Origin of the sequence: Lelliottia sp. F153 (assembly GCF_002870005.1) — a bacterium.
GTDB classification, from domain to species: Bacteria; Pseudomonadota; Gammaproteobacteria; order Enterobacterales; family Enterobacteriaceae; genus Enterobacter; species Enterobacter nimipressuralis.
On record NZ_PKFT01000001.1, the window covers coordinates 670507 to 692816 of the forward strand.

At 52.8% G+C, this 22310-nt stretch carries 23 protein-coding genes and 1 pseudogene; 4 read left to right on the plus strand and 20 right to left on the minus strand.

Annotated features, from left to right (window positions below; translation table 11 throughout):
• The first annotated feature begins 4 nt into the window (after positions 1-4).
• Both osmW and osmV read left to right on the plus strand, forming a co-directional pair.
• Positions 5-652 (plus strand): osmoprotectant ABC transporter permease OsmW, encoded by a 648-nt coding sequence (osmW, locus tag F153LOC_RS03175; protein WP_102103639.1) that lies wholly within the window; start codon positions 5-7, stop codon positions 650-652.
• Entirely contained in the window at positions 652-1800 is a 1149-nt protein-coding gene (gene osmV / locus F153LOC_RS03180; protein ID WP_102103638.1) for an osmoprotectant ABC transporter ATP-binding protein OsmV, read from the plus strand. Before osmW ends, osmV begins: the two co-directional genes overlap by 1 nt.
• Before the next feature lie 50 nt (positions 1801-1850).
• Here osmV and bioD read toward each other — a convergent pair whose 3' ends face one another.
• The 3 genes from bioD to F153LOC_RS03195 all read right to left on the minus strand — a co-directional run bounded on the left by bioD (position 1851) and on the right by F153LOC_RS03195 (position 4926).
• Complete coding sequence (bioD, locus tag F153LOC_RS03185; protein WP_102103637.1) at positions 1851-2546, minus strand: dethiobiotin synthase; 696 nt, start codon at positions 2544-2546, stop codon at positions 1851-1853.
• 132 nt (positions 2547-2678) lie between these two features.
• Positions 2679-3899, minus strand: a complete 1221-nt coding sequence (gene mlc / locus F153LOC_RS03190) for a sugar metabolism global transcriptional regulator Mlc (protein ID WP_100780286.1) — start codon at positions 3897-3899, stop codon at positions 2679-2681.
• A gap of 118 nt (positions 3900-4017) precedes the next feature.
• Positions 4018-4926, minus strand: a complete 909-nt coding sequence (locus F153LOC_RS03195) for a LysR family transcriptional regulator (protein WP_100780287.1) — start codon at positions 4924-4926, stop codon at positions 4018-4020.
• A 121-nt stretch (positions 4927-5047) separates the two neighbouring features.
• Here F153LOC_RS03195 and F153LOC_RS03200 point away from each other — a divergent pair, with 121 nt between their 5' ends.
• Positions 5048-6301: an MFS transporter gene (locus tag F153LOC_RS03200; RefSeq protein WP_102103636.1), complete on the plus strand. Its 1254-nt coding sequence runs from the start codon at positions 5048-5050 to the stop codon at positions 6299-6301.
• 10 nt (positions 6302-6311) lie between these two features.
• Here F153LOC_RS03200 and F153LOC_RS03205 read toward each other — a convergent pair whose 3' ends face one another.
• Positions 6312-6656, minus strand: a complete 345-nt coding sequence (locus F153LOC_RS03205) for a DUF1294 domain-containing protein (RefSeq protein ID WP_102103856.1) — start codon at positions 6654-6656, stop codon at positions 6312-6314.
• A gap of 75 nt (positions 6657-6731) precedes the next feature.
• Positions 6732-7442: a B3/4 domain-containing protein gene (locus F153LOC_RS03210; RefSeq protein WP_102103635.1), complete on the minus strand. Its 711-nt coding sequence runs from the start codon at positions 7440-7442 to the stop codon at positions 6732-6734.
• A gap of 43 nt (positions 7443-7485) precedes the next feature.
• Here F153LOC_RS03210 and F153LOC_RS03215 point away from each other — a divergent pair, with 43 nt between their 5' ends.
• Entirely contained in the window at positions 7486-8088 is a 603-nt protein-coding gene (locus tag F153LOC_RS03215) for a helix-turn-helix domain-containing protein (protein ID WP_102103634.1), read from the plus strand.
• A gap of 40 nt (positions 8089-8128) precedes the next feature.
• On the opposite strand, the gene F153LOC_RS03220 is transcribed toward F153LOC_RS03215, so the two are convergent.
• The 15 genes and pseudogenes from F153LOC_RS03220 to tssF form a co-directional block, all read right to left on the minus strand.
• Positions 8129-8494: a DUF4440 domain-containing protein gene (locus F153LOC_RS03220; protein WP_369804781.1), complete on the minus strand. Its 366-nt coding sequence runs from the start codon at positions 8492-8494 to the stop codon at positions 8129-8131.
• Positions 8495-8607: 113 nt separating this feature from the next.
• Positions 8608-9294 (minus strand): hypothetical protein, encoded by a 687-nt coding sequence (locus F153LOC_RS03225; protein WP_102103633.1) that lies wholly within the window; start codon positions 9292-9294, stop codon positions 8608-8610.
• A gap of 54 nt (positions 9295-9348) precedes the next feature.
• Positions 9349-9753, minus strand: a complete 405-nt coding sequence (locus tag F153LOC_RS03230) for a nuclear transport factor 2 family protein (RefSeq protein ID WP_102103632.1) — start codon at positions 9751-9753, stop codon at positions 9349-9351.
• A gap of 237 nt (positions 9754-9990) precedes the next feature.
• On the minus strand, positions 9991-11394 hold the full coding sequence (locus F153LOC_RS03235) for a VasL domain-containing protein (protein WP_233213762.1): 1404 nt from the start codon (positions 11392-11394) through the stop codon (positions 9991-9993).
• Positions 11372-11824 carry a type VI secretion system baseplate subunit TssE gene (tssE, locus tag F153LOC_RS03240; protein ID WP_102103630.1) on the minus strand — a complete coding sequence of 151 codons (453 nt, stop codon included), beginning with the start codon at positions 11822-11824 and terminating at the stop codon, positions 11372-11374. Before tssE ends, F153LOC_RS03235 begins: the two co-directional genes overlap by 23 nt.
• A 29-nt stretch (positions 11825-11853) precedes the next feature.
• A pseudogene (locus tag F153LOC_RS21855) lies at positions 11854-11925 on the minus strand (hypothetical protein); the annotation flags it as partial.
• A 415-nt stretch (positions 11926-12340) separates the two neighbouring features.
• Positions 12341-14128 carry a phospholipase effector Tle1 domain-containing protein gene (locus F153LOC_RS03245; RefSeq protein ID WP_102103629.1) on the minus strand — a complete coding sequence of 596 codons (1788 nt, stop codon included), beginning with the start codon at positions 14126-14128 and terminating at the stop codon, positions 12341-12343.
• A complete protein-coding gene (locus F153LOC_RS03250) occupies positions 14128-14649 on the minus strand; it encodes a DUF3304 domain-containing protein (protein ID WP_102103628.1) in 522 nt (173 codons plus the stop codon). The genes F153LOC_RS03245 and F153LOC_RS03250 overlap by 1 nt, the downstream gene beginning before the upstream one ends.
• 25 nt (positions 14650-14674) lie before the next feature.
• Positions 14675-15193, minus strand: coding sequence for a DUF3304 domain-containing protein (locus F153LOC_RS03255; RefSeq protein WP_102103627.1), 519 nt, complete (start codon positions 15191-15193; stop codon positions 14675-14677).
• A 24-nt stretch (positions 15194-15217) separates the two neighbouring features.
• Complete coding sequence (locus F153LOC_RS03260; RefSeq protein ID WP_102103626.1) at positions 15218-15739, minus strand: DUF3304 domain-containing protein; 522 nt, start codon at positions 15737-15739, stop codon at positions 15218-15220.
• Between the two features lie 23 nt (positions 15740-15762).
• Positions 15763-16581 carry a DUF4123 domain-containing protein gene (locus F153LOC_RS03265; protein WP_102103625.1) on the minus strand — a complete coding sequence of 273 codons (819 nt, stop codon included), beginning with the start codon at positions 16579-16581 and terminating at the stop codon, positions 15763-15765.
• A 2-nt stretch (positions 16582-16583) separates the two neighbouring features.
• Complete coding sequence (locus F153LOC_RS03270; protein ID WP_102103624.1) at positions 16584-18914, minus strand: type VI secretion system Vgr family protein; 2331 nt, start codon at positions 18912-18914, stop codon at positions 16584-16586.
• Between the two features lie 3 nt (positions 18915-18917).
• Entirely contained in the window at positions 18918-19442 is a 525-nt protein-coding gene (gene tssJ, locus F153LOC_RS03275; protein ID WP_102103623.1) for a type VI secretion system lipoprotein TssJ, read from the minus strand.
• Between the two features lie 33 nt (positions 19443-19475).
• Entirely contained in the window at positions 19476-20558 is a 1083-nt protein-coding gene (tssG, locus tag F153LOC_RS03280) for a type VI secretion system baseplate subunit TssG (protein WP_102103622.1), read from the minus strand.
• Positions 20522-22291, minus strand: a complete 1770-nt coding sequence (tssF, locus tag F153LOC_RS03285) for a type VI secretion system baseplate subunit TssF (protein ID WP_102103621.1) — start codon at positions 22289-22291, stop codon at positions 20522-20524. Before tssF ends, tssG begins: the two co-directional genes overlap by 37 nt.
• Positions 22292-22310: the final 19 nt, after the last annotated feature.

Consider the following 22310-nt stretch of genomic DNA (forward strand, 5'->3'; position numbering starts at 1 on the left):
CGCTATGGAGACCATTCACTACATTATTGATAACTGGGATTATTTATTAACCCTCACCTTTCAGCACCTGTGGCTGGTGGCATTAGCCGTCGGACTGGCGATTGTGACCGGCGTGCCGCTGGGCATTTTAATCGTGCGCCATAAATGGCTGGCGACGCCGGTGCTGGGCATCGCGACCATCGTTCTGACCATTCCGTCGATTGCCCTTTTCGGCCTGATGATTCCGCTCTTTTCGCTGATCGGTCAGGGTATTGGCGCCCTGCCCGCCGTTACCGCTGTGTTCCTCTACTCGCTGCTGCCGATTGTGCGTAACACCCACACCGCGCTCGACAGCCTGCCGCCCGGTCTGCGTGAAGCCGGACGCGGAATCGGCATGACCTTCTGGCAGCGCCTGCGCTGGGTGGAGATCCCGATGGCCCTCCCGGTGATTTTCGGCGGTATTCGTACTGCCGTGGTGATGAATATCGGCGTCATGGCTATCGCCGCCGTGATTGGCGCGGGTGGTCTGGGGCTGCTGTTGCTGAACGGTATCGGTGGAAGCGACATTCGCATGTTGATTGCCGGTGCCTTAATGATTTGTCTTTTAGCTATTGTGCTCGACTGGCTGCTCCATCGCCTGCAGATCGTGCTGACTCCGAAGGGGATTCGATAATGATAAAACTGGAAAACCTCACCAAACAATTTTCACAGAAAAATGGCCAGACCTTTAAGGCCGTCGACAACGTTAACCTGAACGTTCCTGAAGGGGAAATGTGTGTCCTGCTGGGGCCGTCAGGATGTGGTAAAACCACCACGCTGAAGATGATTAACCGCCTGATTACCCCAAGCAGCGGCACTATTCTGATTAACGGCGAAAATACTAACGAGATGGATACCGTCACCCTGCGTCGCAATATCGGTTACGTGATCCAGCAGATTGGTCTGTTCCCGAACATGACCATCGAAGAGAACATCACCGTGGTGCCGCGCATGCTGGGCTGGGATAAGGCACGCAGCAAAGCGCGTGCTGAAGAGCTGATGGATATGGTGGCGATGGACCCGCATAAATTCCTCAACCGCTACCCGCGCGAAATGTCTGGCGGCCAGCAGCAGCGTATCGGCGTGATTCGCGCCCTGGCGGCGGATCCTCCGGTACTGCTGATGGATGAACCTTTCGGCGCGGTAGACCCGATCAACCGTGAGGTGATCCAGAACCAGTTCCTGGAGATGCAGCGCAAACTGAAAAAGACGGTGATGCTGGTCAGCCACGATATTGACGAAGCGCTGAAGCTCGGTGACCGTATCGCCGTGTTCCGTCAGGGCCGTATCGTGCAGTGCGCCAGCCCCGATGAACTGCTGGCAAAACCGGCGAATGAATTTGTTGGCTCTTTCGTCGGCCAGGACCGCACCCTGAAACGCCTGCTGCTGGTATCGGCGGGTGACGTTACGGATCAACAGCCGACGATCACCGTGCGCGAATCCACCCCCCTGCCGGAGGCGTTTGCTACCATGGATGACAACGACATCCGCGCCATCACCGTGGTGGATGGCAACGGCAAACCGCTGGGCTTTGTGAAGCGCCGCGAAGCGCGTCACGCCACTGGCTCTTGCGCAGACATGCTGCATCCGTTCCGTATGACGGGCAAAGCGGAAGACAACCTGCGCGTTGTTCTGTCGCGTCTGTATGAGAGCAACACCAGCTGGATGCCGATTGTGGATGAAGAGGGTCGTTATAACGGTGAGATTTCGCAGGATTATATCGCGGAGTATCTGAGTTCAGGGCGAACCCGTCGCGCGCTGAATATTCACAGCGACACGTAAAATACTGCGGAAAGTAGCCGGGCAGTCAGGACTGCTGCCCGGTTTCGACGTTACGCGACGACCTTCTCAACGGAGAAGGTGCTGTCCAGCATCGACAGATCGATGTAATGCGCCAGATCGCGCTGCTCAGCGCGCGGCAGATACGGCAGTTCACCCACCAGCGGTCCCTGCAGTTTTTTGCTCAACACGTCGATGATTTCGGCGTAATGGGCAAGACCCGGGTTGATGCGGTTAGCGACCCAGCCAATCAGCGGCAAACCATCGTTAGCAATGGCCTGCGCGGTCAGCAACGCGTGGTTAATGCACCCTTCCTGAATACCGACAACCATCAGCACCGGCAATTGTTCCTGCACCACCCACTCCGATAACGGACGCAGATCGTTCATCAGGCTGCGCCAGCCGCCGGTGCCTTCGATCACCACGTGATCGACGCTATCGCTGAGGTTCGCCAGCCCGTTGGACAACAGGGAATAATTGATAAGACCGCTGTGTGCGACGCTACTTTCGTCTTCACTCAGCGCGATCGGGTTGATGGCCTGATAAGGCAGCTCAAGGCTTGAGACACTTTGTAGCACCAGCGCATCTTTATTGCGTAGTCCTTCTGGCGTCTCTTTACTTCCTTTCGCGACCGGTTTATACCCTGCCACACTCTTACCGCCTGCCGCCAAGGCCTGCAGCAAAGCGCGGGACACCACCGTCTTACCGACAGAAGTATCAGTACCCGTTACAAAGAAACGCTTAAGCATCACTCACTCCACCTTTTGGGCATATGCTTTGAAAATATAAACTAAGTAAATAATTCAGTGGAGTGAGTCTAAGGTATGCGCCGTCGGTCCAGATTGAGATAGCGCAATTTTTATGAGATCAGCGAAAAAGAGTTATCCCTGCAGCAGGCGGATCAATAGCGAACCGTTATACATGGCATCTTTCACCAGCGCGGCCCCGGCCATGGTGCCTTGATTGGAAAACTGCGTGCTCTCGACCACCATATTTTTACTGTAGGCCGGGAGGGATTGCTGACGAATGCAGTCAGAAATCGCCGGGAACAGGATCTCGGCGGCCTGATTCAGGGGCGAGCCAATCAGGATTTTTTGCGGATTAAAGAGATTCACCATAATCGCCAGAATACGCCCGACGTTATTGCCCACACCGGTAATGATGTCTTTCGCCAGCAGATCGCCCTGCCGCGCCGCGCCGCACAAAGACTCGACGGTCAGCGGCTGGCCGTGCAGCGACGAACTCATCGACTGGCTAAGACGCAGCTGCGCCAGCTCCATCACGCTTTCGACGCTGGCAATGGTTTCGAGGCAGCCGTGGTTGCCGCAGTAGCAACGCTTGCCGTAGGGATCGACCTGCGTGTGACCAATTTCCACCAGGCTGCTGCTCCCGGCATGTAACAGGCGGCCATCGGTAATCACGCCCGCCCCAACGTTGTGGTCAATCACCACCTGAATCACGTCACGCGCGCCGCGAGAGGCACCAAACAGCGCCTCGGCCATCGTCCAGGCGCTGATGTCATGCTGAATGTAGACCGGTACGCCGGTGTGATTCTCTAGCACTTCACCCAGCGGCATGTCTTTGACGTCGTCATAAAACGGCATGCGATGGACGATTCCATTTTCCGTATCAATAATTCCCGGCAGGGTGATCGCAATGGACGTCAACCGCTCCAGCTTTTGCTGATGGCGAATAAAAAACTGATCGATATGGGCAATGATGCGTTCAAGCAGGGTTTGCTCTGACTGGAGCGGCAGTTCCAGACGGTCCTCGACCACCAGCTTGCTGCTCAGATCGCGCAGGGCAAGAATCACTTCCGCGCGGCTGATGCGAATCGACAGGTAGTGCCAGGCTTCGGTTTCCACCACCAGCCCCACCGCCGGACGGCCACGGCTGCCCGGCTCCTGGATTTCCGTCTCCTGAACCAGATGCGCTTCCAGCATTTCACGCACTATTTTGGTAATACTGGCTGGCGCCAACTGCGCCAGTCGGGAAAGATCGATACGCGAGACCGGGCCAAGCTGATCAATCAGGCGATACACCGCACCCGCATTGGTCTGCTTAATTTGATCAATATGTCCTGGCTGACTATCAGCAACCACCTCTTACATCCTTATTTTCGCGCTTCGAAATAAACTTTGGGCTATGGTGAAGCACTTCGCAGGCAATCGTCAAATTTAAACTTAGCCATGTGATTTGCCGCACATTTTTCGCCCTTTTTCAGGCCATTATTGGCCGCTTTGAGGCTGCAATCAGCTGGTTTTTGAAACGCTGTGCCGCATGGCTCTGTTCATGGTGTTTTGGCCACACCAGCCACATCTCAGAGACGGCATCCTCTTCAGCGATCGCCACCCAGCGCATTTCGCTAAGCTGCACGCGTTTAAATGACGCCGGAAGAATCGATACCCCCAGCCCCGCCGCGACTAAACCGATTATCGTCATCGCCTCGCCCACCTCCTGGGTGATCACCGGCGCCTGCCCGTAGCGGCGCATCAGGCCCAGAATGTCGTCGTATAAGCCAGTCCCGACGTGAGGGTCGAAAAAGACAAAGGGTTCCTGCGCCAGCTGGGCAAGCGTTACTGAGTCCAGTTCGGCCAGCGGGTGATCGCGAGGAATCATCGCCAGCAGCGGCTCGCGCAGGATCACTTCCCAGGCCAGAGTATCGGGCAGATGGGTGTTGCGCATCAGCCCCAGATCCAGCGAACCTTCATTCAACGGGACAATCTGCTCCCGCGTATTGATCTCGCGCGTCTGAATGTGCACATCGGGATAATGGCGGCGAAACGACGACAGGGTATCCGACACCGCGCTGATAAACGGCGCCGACGAGGTAAATCCGATGCGCAGTTCGCCCGTTTCGCCCAGATGCAGACGTTCGGCGCGCGCGGCAGCGTCATCGACCAGACTCAGTATTTGTCGGCTGTCGGCCAGAAACTGCCTTCCCGCCTCCGTCAGGCTGACGCTGCGGTTGGTACGGGCCAGCAAACGTGCGCCAACCTGTTGCTCAAGGATTTGGATCTGCTGGCTCAGAGGCGGCTGGGAGATGTTCAGCCGCGCGGCCGCCCGGCCAAAATGGAGTTCTTCAGCAACGGCGATAAAGTAGCGTAAATGGCGCAGCTCGATATTCATATGTTTAACGTATCATTTGAGATTATTAATATATTAGACAGAATATTTACAATTTCCTACTCTGATCTTGTGGTCATACCCGTCACCAGAAATCACGGGGATGTTTAAGCAAGGAATGAGTGTGAGTCGTACATCTACCGTTGATATCGCCCCGGCAAGCGACATTGATGATTTACCCGCAGCACCCGCGCCGAACCAGTTTATCAAACGTGGTACTTCCCAATTTATGCGCGTCACGCTGGCGCTGTTTTCCGCCGGTCTCGCGACTTTCGCCCTGCTGTACTGCGTGCAGCCGATCCTGCCGGTTCTCTCTCATGAGTTTGGCGTCTCGCCCGCCAGCAGCAGTATTTCCCTGTCGATCTCAACCGGGATGCTGGCGGTCGGGTTGCTGTTTACCGGCCCGCTTTCGGACGCCATCGGACGCAAACCGGTGATGGTGACCGCGCTGCTGCTCGCGTCGGTGTGTACCCTGCTTTCGACAATGATGACCAGCTGGCACGGGATTCTGGTGATGCGCGCTCTGATTGGGCTGTCCCTGAGCGGCGTGGCGGCGGTCGGAATGACCTATCTCAGCGAAGAGATCCACCCGAGTTTTGTCGCCTTCTCGATGGGGTTGTACATAAGCGGGAATTCGATTGGCGGCATGAGCGGACGTCTGCTGAGCGGGGTGTTCACGGATCTGTTTAACTGGCGTATCGCGCTTGCGGTGATTGGCTGCTTTGCCCTGGCATCAGCGCTGATGTTCTGGCGTATCCTGCCGGCGTCACGCCATTTTCGCCCTACTTCCCTGCGGCCAAAAACGCTGTTTATCAACTTTCGCCTGCACTGGCGCGACCAGGGTCTGCCGCGTCTGTTCCTGATGGGCTTCCTGCTGATGGGGTCGTTTGTCACCCTGTTTAACTATATCGGTTATCGCCTGATGCTCTCGCCATGGCATCTTAGCCAGGCCTTTGTCGGCCTGCTCTCCGTGGCCTATCTCACCGGCACCTGGAGCTCGCCGAAAGCAGGCGCAATGACCGCACGCTTCGGTCGAGGGCCGGTGATGCTGGTTTCAACAGGGGTAATGCTCGCGGGTCTGCTGCTCACACTGCTCTCTCCCCTGTGGATCATTTTCGCCGGAATGCTGCTCTTCTCCGCTGGTTTCTTCGCCGCGCACTCCGTCGCCAGCAGCTGGATCGGCCCGCGCGCCCGTCGCGCCAAAGGCCAGGCGTCATCCCTGTATCTGTTTAGTTACTACCTGGGCTCCAGCATCGCCGGGACTCTCGGCGGTGTGTTCTGGCACAACTATGGCTGGAATGGTGTCGGAGGATTTATTGCGTTGATGCTGTGCGCCGCGCTGCTGGTCGGGACGAGCCTGCATAAACGTCTGCACTGACGGTTATGCTTCAAACGAGCGCGAAATGGGAAAGCTGAAACACCGCCGCCATCGCTGAGACATTCACAATCACACTGACGATGAACCTGGTTTTGAATGGCTGCTTTTGCGTTTTATGGCGGAAGAGTTGTTGGCCCGCCATCGCGCCGGGCCATCCTCCCACAAGGCCAAACACCAGCAACGTGGATTCCGGCACTCTACGCCAGCCCTTGCGCGCCGCCGTTTTATCCACGCCATAGATCACCAGCGTAAGCACATTGGCGAGCAGGAGCCAGCTGACAATGGGATGGGCGGTAAACGTGCTTCCGATCGCGGAAACGATGAGGAGCAAGTAACAGAAGCGATTGAGATTCATAGGCGCGGTCACGGTCGTCATAACGGTAAGTTGTGCGGCATTATACGGGGTCGCGCTGTCAGGGCGAAACGGATGTCATAAACCTGGAGCGGGCTGTTTAGCATCTTCTATAAAAGCCACGTCAATCCTTACACCCGGCATCATTTCTTCAAGACCGTCTGTCAACATCTTCCCGGCTTCATGAAGCTTCTCCAGTGGCATCTGCGGCAGACTCTCCAGGATGAACCACATTTGCTGCGCGTCCACACTGAGGCGGGTTCTTATCCCCTGTCGCCAGTTCCAGCGGCGGCAGGTCACTCCGGCATCATCGCACCAGATAACTTCTCCCTGCGAAGGGTATTCAACTGCGGGTTCCCCCTCTTTTACGGTATCAAAAGGTTCTGTGCCTTTTGCCACAACCAGCCGTGGCGCCCCCTGATAGGCAGCGATATTTTCTCCCCCAACCGGAACGGCATACTTCAGACTGACGGCGTTATAGAGATCCACGACTGGATCAAGAGCGGGCATTGCGCCGTCGCGAAGAACGCGTTTACGCAGCGCATCAGCTGAGCACGGCGTGCGTTTTGGCCTGGCACCAAATCCCTGAAACACTTCTGCCCACGCGGCCAAATGCGCTTCAGCCCAGGCAGGGGTTCCAGCCAGAACGGCTTCGCAGGCTTCTTTCAGAGCGGTTTCACCAACGCGCGGGTTACGTACCGGGGCGGCCTGTACACAGATACTCAGGGCCCGGAAACCGGGGGCGATACCATAAACCTCAGGGGCAATTGACGGAGAGACAATGAACACGTGATAATCCTGTAATGACCAATTTATTCCATGATAATGACCAATGACCAAAAAAGTCAATTTAATGACCGATGCAAATGCGATTGTGAATACCGTTAACGAAGCCGTATCGCAGCGGATTAAGCTGTACCGTAAGCAAAAGAAAATATCACTCGATGAGCTGTCCCGCCGGGCGGGCGTCAGTAAGGGCGCTCTGGTTGAAATTGAGGGGTGCAGGGCAAATCCCAGCATCGCCCTGCTATGCCGCCTGGCTGCTGCGATGGGCGTTTCTGTAGCGGATTTTGTTGATGTCAGTTCCAAACCGACCGTGCATCTCATCGCTGAAGATGAGATCCCTGAGCTTTGGAATGGTGAAAAAGGCGGAAGAGCACGACTGCTCGCAGGTTCTGGCGGCCCCGATATGACAGAGCTATGGATGTGGGAAATGCAGCCGGGGGAAAAATTTGCTTCACCCGGTCACCCGCAGGGAACGCTTGAACTGTTTTATGTACAACAGGGGACGCTTACGCTTAGCGTACAGGAGCACCTGTATTCGGTGAATACCGGCTGTTCAGCAACGGCCAGAACTGACGTCCCGCATTTCTATGAGAACCGGGGTGAAAGTTCACTCACATTCATCATGACAGTAAATGAAAAAGCATCCTGAGTGCTGCTCTGAGCACAGAGCAGACTTTACTGTTCCGCGTCTAAACTTTCTTCGGCTCCGGGGTTCCCTGATGAAAAACTAACTTCCATTGCCCATTATCAGAACGCGCCCAGCACGATGAACAAAGGGAAACGCGACTACCATCCGGATGAAACGTCCTGTAATGCAAGATGGCGAAATCCTCGCGAATGCTGATGAGCCGAAAGTCGTTGCTGAGAATGGCCGGGATACATTCTTCACCCATCAGAGACGCTATCGTCTCCTCACGAGTCACCAGGACGCCCGAGCGCGTAATTTCCTTGAACTCAGGATGAAGTATGTGCTCAAGCCATTCAAGGTCGTTCCGTTTGATTCCATGAAGAGTGCATTCAAGTGCTTTCAGTTTTTCCAGCAGCATGGCGTTCATCCTCATTGAAATTCCTGTCACCTGGTATTAAAGCAGCCAGAGATAACCAGGGCGATAACCTGATATCAGCAATCTGATAGTGCTCGTTGTTAAACATTTTTCAACCACTGACATCATTCTAACTTATTTATTAAGCACTTAGTCCAGTTATAGTTAACTCTCGCTAATACCAATGCTCCCGAAACGTCGCCGAAATCAACCGCCTGATGCCGGACAAAAAACTCGCGCAGTTGCGTGGGTAAAAACGCTGCGTTATATCGCAACAGCGTGCTGTGCCAGAACGGTGCGGGCAAAGGGCTGCCCGTATGGCGCAGCAGCAGCTCATCTTTCCATTGGGAATTTAAAACGCTCTCGCAGAATGACTGGCGCAGGGCAATGGCGGGATCATCGGGGATACCTGCCAGCAGCAATTGACTGGGCAGTGCCACCAGCCTTAGATGCCGGATCACAATGTGCTTTCCCTGATATTCACGCCAGATATCGGTCAACTGCCCTGTTTTTTCCGGCAGCGGCTCATTCTCTTCATACAGCGGCAGAGTCAGGGGCAGAAAGGTAAAATGGACGCTACTGACAGGGAGAACATCGGCCAGTCGATCGCCCTCCGTGCGTTGCTCCAGTTCGCGAATGAGGCATACCACAGGCTCAGGCAGTGATGGTTGTATGCCCGTTGCAAGCGCCAGTTTGTCAGGATCGTAGTAACGCTGTTTCCTGATTTCCCCGATAGCGGGGTTTTCCCGCCAGAGCGCGAGGGTTTTCTCATTCGTCGCGCTGTACGCATTTTGCAAACGGGTGGCGTTCATAGCAGATCTGCCAGGTCGAGAGGGTTGAGTTCCCTTCACTGTACCCTCCTCTCTTCAGGCCGTCACAGGATCTAACAGAGAGGTGCCATAGGAATTATCGATTGTACACAGCCAACGCTCCCCCGCTTCCTGCCTGAAAACATAGGTCGCACGACGTGTGGTTTCGACCGTTCCCCCTTTGCCATCAGGGAAGCGAAGTACAGTTTCCATAATAACGAGCGCATTGCCGCCCCCTTCGATAACCTGCATCTCTCCCTGCTCAACAATAAGTTGATCCTGAAAATAATCAGAGATGGCAATAAACGCTTTGCGGATATTCTCTTTACCTGTGACGGTTAATCCCGGTTTCACCACCAGAGCAGCATCTTCAGCGTAATTCTCCATCAGAGAATCAAAGTCTTTAGCGGAAATTGCTCTGTCACAAGATTCAATAATCTGACGTAACGGATGTGAGTGCATAATGATTATCCTGTAAAGTATCCCAACTGTATTACCCGGTAACTCAGTGTAGATGTATAGCTACTATATTTTATGAGTTGTTGAGATTAACACGTTATTTCAGGAGGCTTTGTGCGCACTCGCCCGTCATCCCGGTTGATCGTTCTTTCGCCTGAGAAAAGTTTCAGCAGGCCCGCAGATAGTTTTCAGAAACTTCAAAATGAAGCTGTCGGCTGGTAAATAGTCGAGAAACGTAATCTATTCCGATTTTTTTGATTTGACCATCATGTAGGAACTGTTTAGCTGCCTGAGATGTGAGTCTGCCCGGTTGAGCAGATCTCTTGAAAGAGGTTGGTCTTTCGGGGACGTCTGGATTTGCCGAATCAACTCTTCAACCGGCACGGCATTATTGAACGCCTGTGATATTGAGAACACAGCCGTTTTAAGCTCGCTAACCGTCATGTACTTTCCCTTCTTTTCATCTAGCTGATTTAGTCGATTCTGAAGTCTGTTGAGCTCACTAATCCCCTGGTTCCACCCATTGATGCTGGCTTCAGGCAAAGCGTTGGCTTTCAACTTTGACTGCCAGTCTGCCGATATCTTCTCCGCCAGTTTGGAGTTGGGGTAAAGATGACGCGTTTGTTCGACCAACTGCTCCCCGTAATGCAACGGCCAGTACGGTGGAAGCATGCTGAGTTCGTTCAGGCGAGAGGTTATTTTTTTTGCATAGGTATCACTGGTTACAAGCCACGACGGGTCTTCCTGACGTAGTTGCTCGACAACCGTAAGAGGCATACTGGTTGGTAAGGCTGCGAGAGAGTTGTTCAATGCATCTTCTGCGGGGTGACTCAATAATATCGGAATGAAATTAAATGCGACTATGCTCAGTAGGCCAGCAGTTAAAATACCGCCGAAGTAAGCCACTAATGGAGTGATTCTGGTGGCTGATTTTTTGGTTACTTCAACTTCAATCGTTGGTTCAGAATTAACTACATATACCCAGCGCTGACTATTCGGTCTTTCCGCCCTCACCGGCAGCACTACGTCTGTTAGATTGTTCTCTATCTGGTTTGGGAGGGCATCGCTATTTTCCAGCCTGACGGTGGCGTTTTGTAGCGTTTGACGGAGAGTATCAATCCCGCTTGCATTGAGAAGCTCAAGCCGTTGCAAGGTTTCGCCTGTTGAGCTTAACAGTCTTATAGACTGATACAGGGAGGGTAAATCCGCCCTCTGGAGTGAAAAGGTCCGGAATAGCTGCTGAAGACGTTTACTCAGGCTACTGAGTATTTCTATTCGGGCATGTGCAGAAGCGGGCCACAGTGTTGACCATTGATAGCGAATCATGGCATCCAGAATCGCCATACCCTCATTGAAACCCTGTAATCCCGCCTGTTGTGCCCTTGCCAGGGTATACCACGCCGCCGTTTGAAGTTCGACACCATTAGTATCGAAAAGATTTAACGCCAGTTTTTCAACATGCCCCCAGTCCACATCCGGACGGGCTGGATGGGACAGTTTTGCGAATTCATCTCGCAATGCTGAGTAATCGGGCAATGTACGGGGATCGCTCCCGGTCTTAAGGTGGCGTTCGCTTGTGTGGGACATTGTGAAATCCGTATCGAAAGAGGATATGAGTGGTTTAGATAAACTGGTGGTTTTCAAGATACTGCTGCTGTTTAAGATGTCTGAGCATGACTTTCCCTTCGGGCATGAACTCAGTGCCATAACGAACAAGTCCGATACCTTTTAGTTCCGCATCAATGGCGTAGCGCACCTCTCCTGGCACTTCCTGTTCGAGTAAGGTGACATTGAGGGACTGCAACCTGGGTTCATACTTGAGCAGGACACCGGCCAGCGTATCGATCAGCTCGTGGGCTGTCCCGGGCATGCCTTGCAGAATTTTGGTCATATCCGGCAAACCATAATCTGGTAGATGGGATATGGTACCGGCACGTGAATTAAATATCCGTTGGATGTTATCAAGCACGGATAAAATGACCTGGTCTTCTTCGTTTACAACTTCAAGGGGAAGATCCCCTGTAAAGTTGCCGGTAAGAATTTCGTATAAAGATGGGGATTTTCTGTCTGGCATTTTGACCTCAGGAATCTGTTGCAGATTTTTTAAAGAAGTGGAAGACCTTGAGCTTTTCTCCATGTTTTGATTGTAATGAAAATTACTTTAGGGGAAATATCCTCACCCTCTTTTCAATAATAATTAAGGTCGTTACCCCTTAGGTCATGCACAAACCCTTCGAACTTTGATACCAAAGCGTGATGTTTCACTTCTGAACTTGAGTTGATTTTCACAATATTGGTTACGAATTAGATAAAATCGTTTTCTGAATAATCTCTAAATTTTCTATGTTAGCGTGTCATTGAACGGCCTCTACAATGTTAATTAATTTGTTAGAGAGAGTTGCTGGAAAGATTTCCAATGAAAGGCGTCTCTTTTCCGTCAAAAGCGCTGACCCGTTATCTATTACATTACTCCTTTACCGGCACAAGGCTGAGCCAGCCATTGGCAAGCTCGATAATGCGGGGGGGTCGGGTTCATGCTCGTCACGAGAGAACACTCGATCAAAGATGATAAAACTCACCTTAATGACGATTAGGCCTCAGGTTTCTCCATAGAACGTATGACCAGGAAGTCCTGAGAAATACCGCCTCCCTTTTCAATAGTTTGTCTATCGTGAACAAACCAGGCATACATCTCAGGCGGAGCAGTATCCTGAGGTAAAGGTTGAGGTAAGCCATGGTAAGCAGCGCGAGCATATTCGATAAATCTTCTCGCCCGTCTTAAAGCCGGGCCATAGACATCCGGCACTATCTGAAGGCGTTTATCATTCGGATTAGTTTCCATGCTATTTCTCATTCCTAAAGCTGCATCATGGACATCGTCCAGCCAGCCCCAGTTTTTATGCAACACATCAAGTTCATTCTGAAACTGACCGGCCTGACCACGAGCCTGAGGAGTGATGCCGACTAAACCTGCTGATGCACCCGCCGACGTTAAAACATTCCCACGCTGTTTTTCATACTTTAGGCATTCACAGCGATACTGATAATATTGCCGCCCCAGCCACTCTATATAGCTGTCCAGATGACGGTTTTGGGCACTAACAGTAACCTCTTTAAAGGGCATAGCCTGTTGGTAAACCTTTGTCCATTGTGCAACTGACTTATGGTTGATACTGTCCTGCATAATGAAATAGCTGGCAACATCAGTATCAGCTTGATCAAGCGTTTCTAGATCTGGGAAGGGAACCCCTGCCATAGTCGCTGCCCGGTACATCCGGTGGAGGGCCACACGACAAAGTTCAGCGCTCGGTTTTTGTTCGTTAGGTTTCAGCCCACCGCCCACATCCTCAGCACAACCTGGCAATAACTCTTCACGATGCTTATCACTGCTCCCGCCTAGGCAATAAAGACTGCGCCACGGTCGGTTTTCATGAGCAGCTACCAGGTGCAAAGCATTTTTAACCGTTTCTGGTAGGGCCGAATCTTGATCAACAGATTTATCGCCCAGCAAGACACTAACGCCACTTACTGGTCCACCCAATGTACCAACAAACCAGTCCACGCCATTATTATTACTGGCGGGCGTATGCCGGGCGCAATCAAATAAGCCAGTAAAAATAATCTCTACAGGGATATCTTGAAAAGTATATTTTTCACCCTGCTTCTGAAAAACATCCTCTATTAACGTATCAATGAATTTACGAGAAAGAGTTGCACCGACATCATAGCCATAGAATGAAATCGAAATCAGTTTGATAGGCACCGCACTGTTTGTTTTTGCCCGTTCAAAGAAACGCTCGAAGCGTAATTTAGCCGAATTTAGCCGGGTATCAACACCGGTAACAAGCATATCTGCGATAACGGGATTATCACGCAGCAGGGGAGTAGCTTCTGTGATCACCTTTTTTAATGCATTTTTCGCCGTTTCAATAGCCAAATCCTTCCACTCGGTTGGACTTATCAGCTTCTTTCCTGAGTCTTTTAAGATTTCCCACCAGTCGCCACCTTTTAGGAGATCCACACCAGCATCTTTCGCCATATCTCCTGGTTGCGCTTTCAAATCATCGATAGCAGAATTTTGTGCGCCATCCATTATGTTGTGAATTCTTTCTGCCAATTCTTCATCAAATGGTGTGCCAAGGCCTGATAAATAAAACTTATTATGAGTACTCTGTGGCGTATCTTGCTTCTGCTCCGGGAAAGCTCTGAATAGCCTGGCTACGTTACTAAGGCGTTGTTCCGGTGCGTCCTGATCAATATTTCGATGAATACCATCAAAAAAGAAACCGACATGCCAGATACGCGAGCAATTCCCTAATCCGGCATCATCAGCCTGCTGCGCACGGCTGGCAGCAGCTATGATACTTTCGATATCCATCAGTTATTCTCCTTTTTAGCTGTCGCATCGGCAGTATCAGGTCTTTTTTCATAAGGCGACCAGGCATTATCACTCCAGCCCAGTAACACTTTATCGCCTGGCAAAAAGTGAACATGTAAATCGTTCTCCCCCCACTTTCTCTCCGGCAATGGCATGACAACCCGGCGAGTTTCTTTACGAATACCAGCATCGTATTGAGCACGCGTTGTACTTAGTGTCCAGATAACTTCCGCTGTTTTCCCACTAATACTGCCGCAGCAGGTGGCACCACCACCGCCATGAGCAAATGCATTTGATCCAGCCACCCCATTTACACTAAACCCCAGAATTGGCCTGTCGATTTCGCTGTGAATAATTAAAGTAACACCTCCGGTCGGCGGTCCCCAGATGGATGCCCAGATTAACCAACCGCCATATGCCAGTATCATCGCCACCAGACTACCCCAGATCCATTTTCCCCAGCGAGCATATCCACGATTCACAGCATGATTAATTTTGTCGTAGGTTTTAAAAAATCCCATTATTTATATTTCTCTAATCCGCAAGTTAATTAGTATTATTTGGACGTTTTTCATAAGGAGACCAGGCATTATCACTCCAGCCCAGTAACACTTTATCGCCGGGCAAAAAGTGAACATGCAAATCATTCTCTCCCCATTTTCTCTTTGGTAATGGCATGACGACTCGACGTGTTTCCAGGCGCATACCTCTAATGTATTGATCATGGGTTATATCAAGAGTCCAGATAACCTCGGCAGTCTTCCCCGAAATGCTGCCACAGCATGTAGCTGCTCCTCCTCCTCCTGAATACGGATTATTTTTATATGCCGAAGCATTTGGCCCAGCCACCCCATTGACACTGAACCCCAGAATTGGTCTGTCGATTTCGCTGTGAATAATTAAAGTCACACCTCCGGTCGGCGGTCCCCAGATGGATGCCCAGATTAACCAACCACCATATGCCAGTATCATCGCCATCAGACTACCCCAGATCCATTTCCCCCAACGGGTATATCCACGATTCACGGCATCATTAATTTTGTCGTAGGTTTTAAAAAATCCCATTTTTATATTTCTCTAATCCGAAAGTTAATTATTATTTTTTGGGCGTTTTTCATAAGGAGACCAGGCATTATCACTCCAGCCCAGTAACACTTTATCGCCGGGCAAAAAGTGGACATGCAAATCATTCTCTCCCCATTTTCTCTCCGGTAGTGGCATAACGACTCGACGTGTTTCCAGGCGCATACCTCTAATGTACTGATCGTGGGTTATATCAAGAGTCCAGATAACCTCAGCAGTCTTCCCCGAAATGCTGCCGCAACACGTTGTTTTACCGGCACCTTTGGCGTAAGGGTTATTTTTGTCATATGCTGAAGAATTAGCCCCCGCCACCCCATTCACACTAAATCCCAGAATTGGCCTGTCGATTTCGCTGTGAATAATTAAAGTCACACCTCCGGTCGGCGGTCCCCAGATTGCGGCCCAGACTAGCCAACCACCATATGCCAGTATCATCGCCACCAGACTACCCCAGATCCATTTCCCCCAACGGGCATATCCACGGTTTACAACGCTATCCACTCTTTCAAATTTGCGAAAAAATCCCATTATTGTTTCCCTGCAATGCTTTTTCACGCGGTAAATGTTGTCAGTATCTGTTCAAGAGATATCTTTCCAAGACTCACTTGCTGCAACGATATTTGCATCTCATCCGACTCGAGCACCATTTTGCCACCATTGAGATAGTAAAGCGCATACAGTTTGCTGTCTGAACCCTCTGGTATACCTGCATCCTTCGCTTTTCTGAGCGCCTTAATTACCATGTCACGCTGAGTGCAATGTGGAAAATGTTGGCTTGAAGGCATCTTCTGCCATTGCGTTAATACGCTGCTGATTTCTGGTTTGTCCGTTATCTGTTGCCAGACCTCTTTGTCCAGGCGTACCACGTGATCAGAAGGATTTGAAGTCGTAGACGCAGGAATAGTGATTTGTTCCCATTCATCGTTCCCGGGTACCCACCACTGCCCAATATCCCGGAATAAAAAAGCGTGCCAGTCATTTTCTGCTGATAACGCCAGAACCTTAACAACATGCTGTGCGTAAAAGCGCATCAGTGAGGTGTTATTATCCGGCCCGACAACCACGCAACCTCTGGAAAGTTGAATCGCCACAGAAGAAAGATGTCGATTTGCAATAATAATTCCAGTAATCCCCGGAAGATTTTCCAGATACTCCAGTAACTGATTTTTATTTTTCACTTCCAGAAGCCATGGACCGTACGACTGAAATTCTTCCAGTTGCGGATGGATATACAGTGAGTACATATTTGAGGTATGTTCTGATTGAAATACCCGAAAATCTTCAATGACCTGTGCCCCGGCTTCAAACAGCAGATAAGTATGCGCACCTTTTTTATCAGGTAATGCGTGGAGTAATGCAGTAGTATCCATAGTCATGCTCCCTGCACGATGGCACTGTTTGATTTAATGGCATTCAGCAGGCAAGGGATGCAAATATTATCGGTAATAGCAGGATGCAATTTCTGTATATTGAGCGGCAACGTCGCCGCCCCCGCAAACATCGTCCGCTTCACCTTACGCATATACGTCGCCGTGGTGCCGTACTCCACCTTCCCGGCTTCAAGCTTCAGGTAGCTTCCGCCGCCGATCAGCGTGATACGTTTTTTCCCGACAAAGGAGATGTCGCTCGCCGAGCTCAGCGTCAGCTTCTTCTGTGCGAACAACCGCATACTGGCGTTTTGCGCTTGGACATCGATTGGCCCTCCGCCGGACTTCAGGCTCAGTTGACCGGTGCGGGCAAACAGCCCCAGTTTCTCCCCGGCAAGCGCCGTCATATTGCCCATCACCCCGACGCTGATATCCCCCCCGGCGTTGATGGCGACGTTCTTCGTGGCCGCAATTTGCAGATGCTCGCCGCTGGTGAGGGCCATGCCTTCCGGGGCGGAGAACAGAACCGCTTCGTTGAGCGGCTTCAGGCGCTCTTCAAACATCTGTATCTGGCCGTCGATATCCGCCTTCAGGGCCTGAGCTTTTTCGGCAGCTATCTCCAGTTGTTGCAGATGTTGATTGAGCTGTTGGATTTCTTTCAGTGCTGCATCCCTGTCCAGCGCGTCGCCCCGGGCTTTTGGCTGACCGTCTGCGCTGACAAACAGCCCTTTCCCGGCGCGTATCGTGCCCCACTCGTCGGTGCGCAATTCGGTGCCGGTGCCGCGAGACTCCCCCTTGTTATCCACCAGGTGCCCGCTGTTGAGCTGCGTCTTGCCGTATTCCGTGGCGAGTTTGATGTGCTCCTCGCCGCGTTTGTCTTCCATCCGCAGTTTTGAGTTGGCAGGCGTCCTGAGGATATTGCGGCTGTGATTGTCCCGGTTCACGAGGTCCGGATGTTCAGAGTCGTGCAGTGCATACGCGATGTACGGCAGATCAACATCGCCGTTGCTGTACGCAATCGCCACTTCGGTCCCGTCGATGAGCGGCGTATGCCAGCCCAGCGTTTCACCGGCATATGGTTTCGCCATCCGCAGCCACAGGTAGCCGTAACCCGGATCCGTGCCTTCCCGGTCGAAGTCCAGCTTCACCCGGTAGCGCCCATGGTCATCCAGATGCGCGTAGATGTCGTTCTTCTCACGACTTTCGATACGCGCCGGAAGCGTGCCGTGGATGACCGGACGCGGGATTTCAACCGGGCGGAAACAGTAACGCTCGGTATAAGGCATTCCCCAGACCGATACGTGCAGACGGGAATCACGGGCTCCACGGAATGTCACCAGCGTGAGGACCACACCTTCCTCCAGGGCCGTAATGACGTCGTCCTGCGGCTCCAGCACCTGCCCGGGTGTGAGGTGTGAAGCATTGCTGAACAGGTGAATACGGGCCGACCTGTTAAGCTCCCGCTCGTGGTGAAGCCGGGCGTAGAACGCCCCGCTTTCGGTTTCCGGCTCCGGAGCGGAGTCATCCCCGGCTTCGAGATAAGGCGCTGCGTAACGGTAATGCTCCCCGGTGGTGACCGCATCATTACGTACGCTGACCGCAGCATCCATCGGCGTGCTGGCTGTCCGGTAGTTGTAATCCCGCGCGGCGACGGTGCCGGTGGCGATGTTGTGCCAGGTGCGCACATCCCAGACCGACTCTGCAGCGCCGTCAAACAGGCCCGAAGGCTCGCTGTACGGGAGATGCACATCAAACTGGTAGCTGAGCTGGCTGTCGGCCAGTATGTACGTATCCAGACCGCGCACGTCGTCCATCACCGTACGCCAGTAAATCCCCACCTCAGACAAAATACGCTGGATGAACTGCAAATCCGTTTCCCGCCACTGGGTAATCAGCTCACGTGACGGGTAACTGCGCTCCAGACGAAATTCAAAATCCGGGCCTTCCAGGCCATGTTTGCGCATAACCTGCTCCACCACCTCCGGGACGGACTGATTCTGGTAGATGGCGCATTGCCGGGTGTAGCCCAGAAGCGTCATTCGGGAACTGAGCGTGGCCCGGTAATGTGACTGATCCTTTGAGGTGGAAAGCCATTCCAGGCGGGTAATAATGCCGTGGACATTCTTGCCGCCACGCATCCGCAACGAGGCATATTTCATCAGCACCTGTTCCGGGGCAATGTTTGCCTGCGGTGTGGTGAACTCGATGTCCCAGCTAAACGGCTCGCTCAGCGCTTCCCGTCCGCGAAAATTCAGCACATCCGGCTGCACAGTACTGTCGTTAATCTCCAGGCAATACCGCGTCTGTCCGTCAAAAAGGGCTAACCCGTTATCCATACGTCACTCCTTTACCGGCACGAGGCTGAGCCAGCCATCACCGAGCTCAATAGTGCGCGCTTTGTCCGGGTCAAGATCGTCACGTGTCAGCACCATCCGCCAGCGGTTATTCTTTATATCCGGGCGATTGAACAGGGCAACTACCGCCACGAACTGCGCGTTTTCATCCATGGGCATATTGAGCGACACGCTGCCATTGGGCATCACCAGCAGCTCTTTTGAGGCCAGCACATCCTCTTTCAGCACGGTATCGGCATTACTCAGCAGCGTCTGATAGTCTGCGGCATCCACGGCTTGCCGGTCTTTGAGCTGATAAACCCGCACCATGGTTGCCAGCGGGGTTTGTGCACCATCAGCATTGATTGCCGTGCGTGGAGTAAGATCCAGATGCAGCGTTTTGATCTTTTTATAAAAGATGGATTTTGTGAGACTGACTGTACCGTCCGTAACGGTCTGGGTCAGACCGCAGCCTGTCAGCTGGCCGCAGACGATAAGCGTCAGTGCCCACCAGCGGGTTATTGTCGCCATTCAAATTTCCTTGTAGAGGGAGAAAGTGCGTAATTAATAGAAACGGTAGCGCCCGTCTTCAGCTGATAGCAGCACCTGGCAATGCAGCCCTTCATAGCAACCCAGACTGACAGTCAGGGTTTCGCGGTTATCGCTGAGTTTGCCGTCTTTCAGCCCGAGCAGGCCGGTACGCCCCAGTTGAATACGCCGGCCTTTGCCCAGACGCGGCTCGGGCAGCAGTCGCACCGGCACGGTCAGGCGTAAACGCGCATCACTGCGGTAACCGAGATAAACGCGCATCAGGACCAACAGGTCGGTATGGAGATGACCGCCGGGTAACCAGCCTTCTGCTTCCTCAGGATCTTCCGTGGCGAGGATCACCAGCACCCGACTGCATGCTTCTTTGGCGGTTTTTCCCAGTGTTGCTCGCTGTGAAAGCTGAACGCGATTTCCCGCCCCCAAACCACTGCGTTGATTAATATGCACTTTGACCGGATCGGGTTCCGTTATGGTTGCCCGGGTGTGAGGGGCCAGCAGGCTGACCAGTGCCCGAATACCCTCCGCATTGCGGGTAGGCAGCCGCATGGTGCCCAGCAGCGCAAGGAAGCGGGAAATAGGTGTTGCCACCTGTTCAGCCGTGCCCGGGATTCCGAGTCCCACCAGCCCCAGCAGACACTGGGAAGTGGCGTCACGCCCTCCCCCCTCAAACGTGGCCGGGTATGCATATTTGCGCCAGATTCGGTAATACTGGGTGGTGATTCGATGGCTGAATATGTCCAGAAACGAAGTGACGGCCTCATGCCCTTCCCGGCTCTGTGCAATATCGTCCAGATACGTAGTGGGAAGTGGCGAGTCCACGCCATACATCCCCAGAAAAGTGGTGCGCACGGTCGGTGGCCGCTCGGGATGATCTTCATCGGTTTCAACCGTTTTCAGCGTGCTGACCGGAAATCCCATCCCCGGCCACGGGCGAAAACGCACCGGATCGTTTGCCGGATGGCTGGTGGCCCCGAGCTTCGGTGAGTCAGGGTTTTCCTGCTCCAGCAACTGGCAGAAACGATAAAAGTTAGCGCGCCAGATGTCCTTATTGAGGGCTAACGTCAGCCTGGTACGTGCTGGCTGTGATTCTCGTTCCATCGCAGTCGTTTCCCTGTCGGTTGCAGTACCAACGTGAGCTGGTTAAAGAGGTGAATATCCGCGTACAACGCAAAGAAGCGGTGCAGCATCTCGCCGAAGAGATTCACATCGCCCTCACCTGCAAAGTTGTCCATATTCAGCGTGACCTCAATGTCCACGCCACGCAGCATAAAGCCCTTCTCAAAGCGTCGGATGAGCGTGTGCTTCACCGCAACAATGGCTTCAAGGCGACGTCGGTTCATCTCGTCGTCGGTCCAGTCATACAGCGCCAGCGTCCCTCGCAGTACTTCAGGATTATCCATCATGCTGAGAAAATTAGAGCCAAGATGACTCATCACCCGCCAGTGGAAACGGTCATTTGCCGGAGGATAAAGGGGCATCGTCGGTGCGGAGACATTCAGCACCCTGACAGGGACTTTCCCTGCTTTGACTACCCTGTCCAGTAATGTACTTTCAAGTGCCTTACGCGGGAGCTGGCCGTTGGTGCCGGTGATCCGCATCGAAAGTGATTCTGGCTTCTCGGACAGTTGATCCAGTTCGAAAGAACGCCCTCCCAGAATGAGCCAGGTGTCATACAGGCCGGATGCACCGCGTTTTACCCGGGTGTGGTAATAACGCTCTGGCGCATCGTGCCGCATCATGCCGCCCCGGTGCCGGAAGCTGGTAAACGGGACATACAGGTGCTTACCGAGTTTTACCGCCCCGTGGATATTATCGACGCTGTAAATTTCTGTATGACCGTCCTGCAGGCGCAGCGGACGCAGCAGGTATTCATTATCCAGCGGGTTAAGCGTCAGCGGGTCGGCTTCGAGCGTGAAGAGGTTAATGACCGGCGCACAGTGCAGGCGAAAGTTTTCCGTCTCAAATGGTAGGTCTGATGACCATGCTTCACTGAGCACAATGTCGATTTCAAACCAGGTGCTGCCAGCACTAAGCCCAATGCTTTCAAGGCCCCGCAGCTCCACAAACATAAACTTTGGCCGGAAGCTGAAATATTCCAGCAGCAGTTGATATCCACTGAAGGCAGAATCGGCTTTGTGCCAAAGGCTGTCATTGTCGTCAAAGCCCATCGGCTTGCACCAGCCATCAAACTTGTGTCGTTCCGTACGGGTCCCGGCGTGACGGGCATACATTGCATGAACTCGGCGGGTCATCGCCAGATGCAAGGCGGAACTGATCGGGCTTTCGGCATTAAGAAAAATAGCAACCTTGTCGATCCCGGCTTTGCTCCAGTCCACTTTTTCTGGGCATTCGAAACGCAAGCGGATAGCGGAGCGCCCATCGGTTTCGGTATGCAGACGCGCATCGGCAAGGTGCAATGGCTGCAAAGGCACATCCCGCGTGGTCCGGTACTGGCAGGCAGTTTTGTGCGCCCCCACCGGACGCGAGAGAACCGAGAAACCTTCCGCCAGCATTTCAGTCTGACGAAGGCTTTGCCATTCAGGGGAAAACTCAACGATGGCAAGCGACGGAATGGTCCGCATGTAGTGAGGCCATAACAGGCTCACCAGCCCTTCAGTCAATTCCGGTAGATCATCATCAAGCTTTTCACGCAAACGCCCCATCAAGAAAGCAAAGCCTTCAAAAAGACGCTCTACGTAAGGATCGCGAGCGCCGGGTTTATCCAGATTGAGCATCGCCGCCCGGTCCGGGTGCGCTCGGGCAAATTCTTTACCGGCCTCACGCAGGTAGCGCATTTCGGCCTCAAAATAGCGCAGGGTTAAGTCATCCATGCACGGAGTTCCTGAAAGT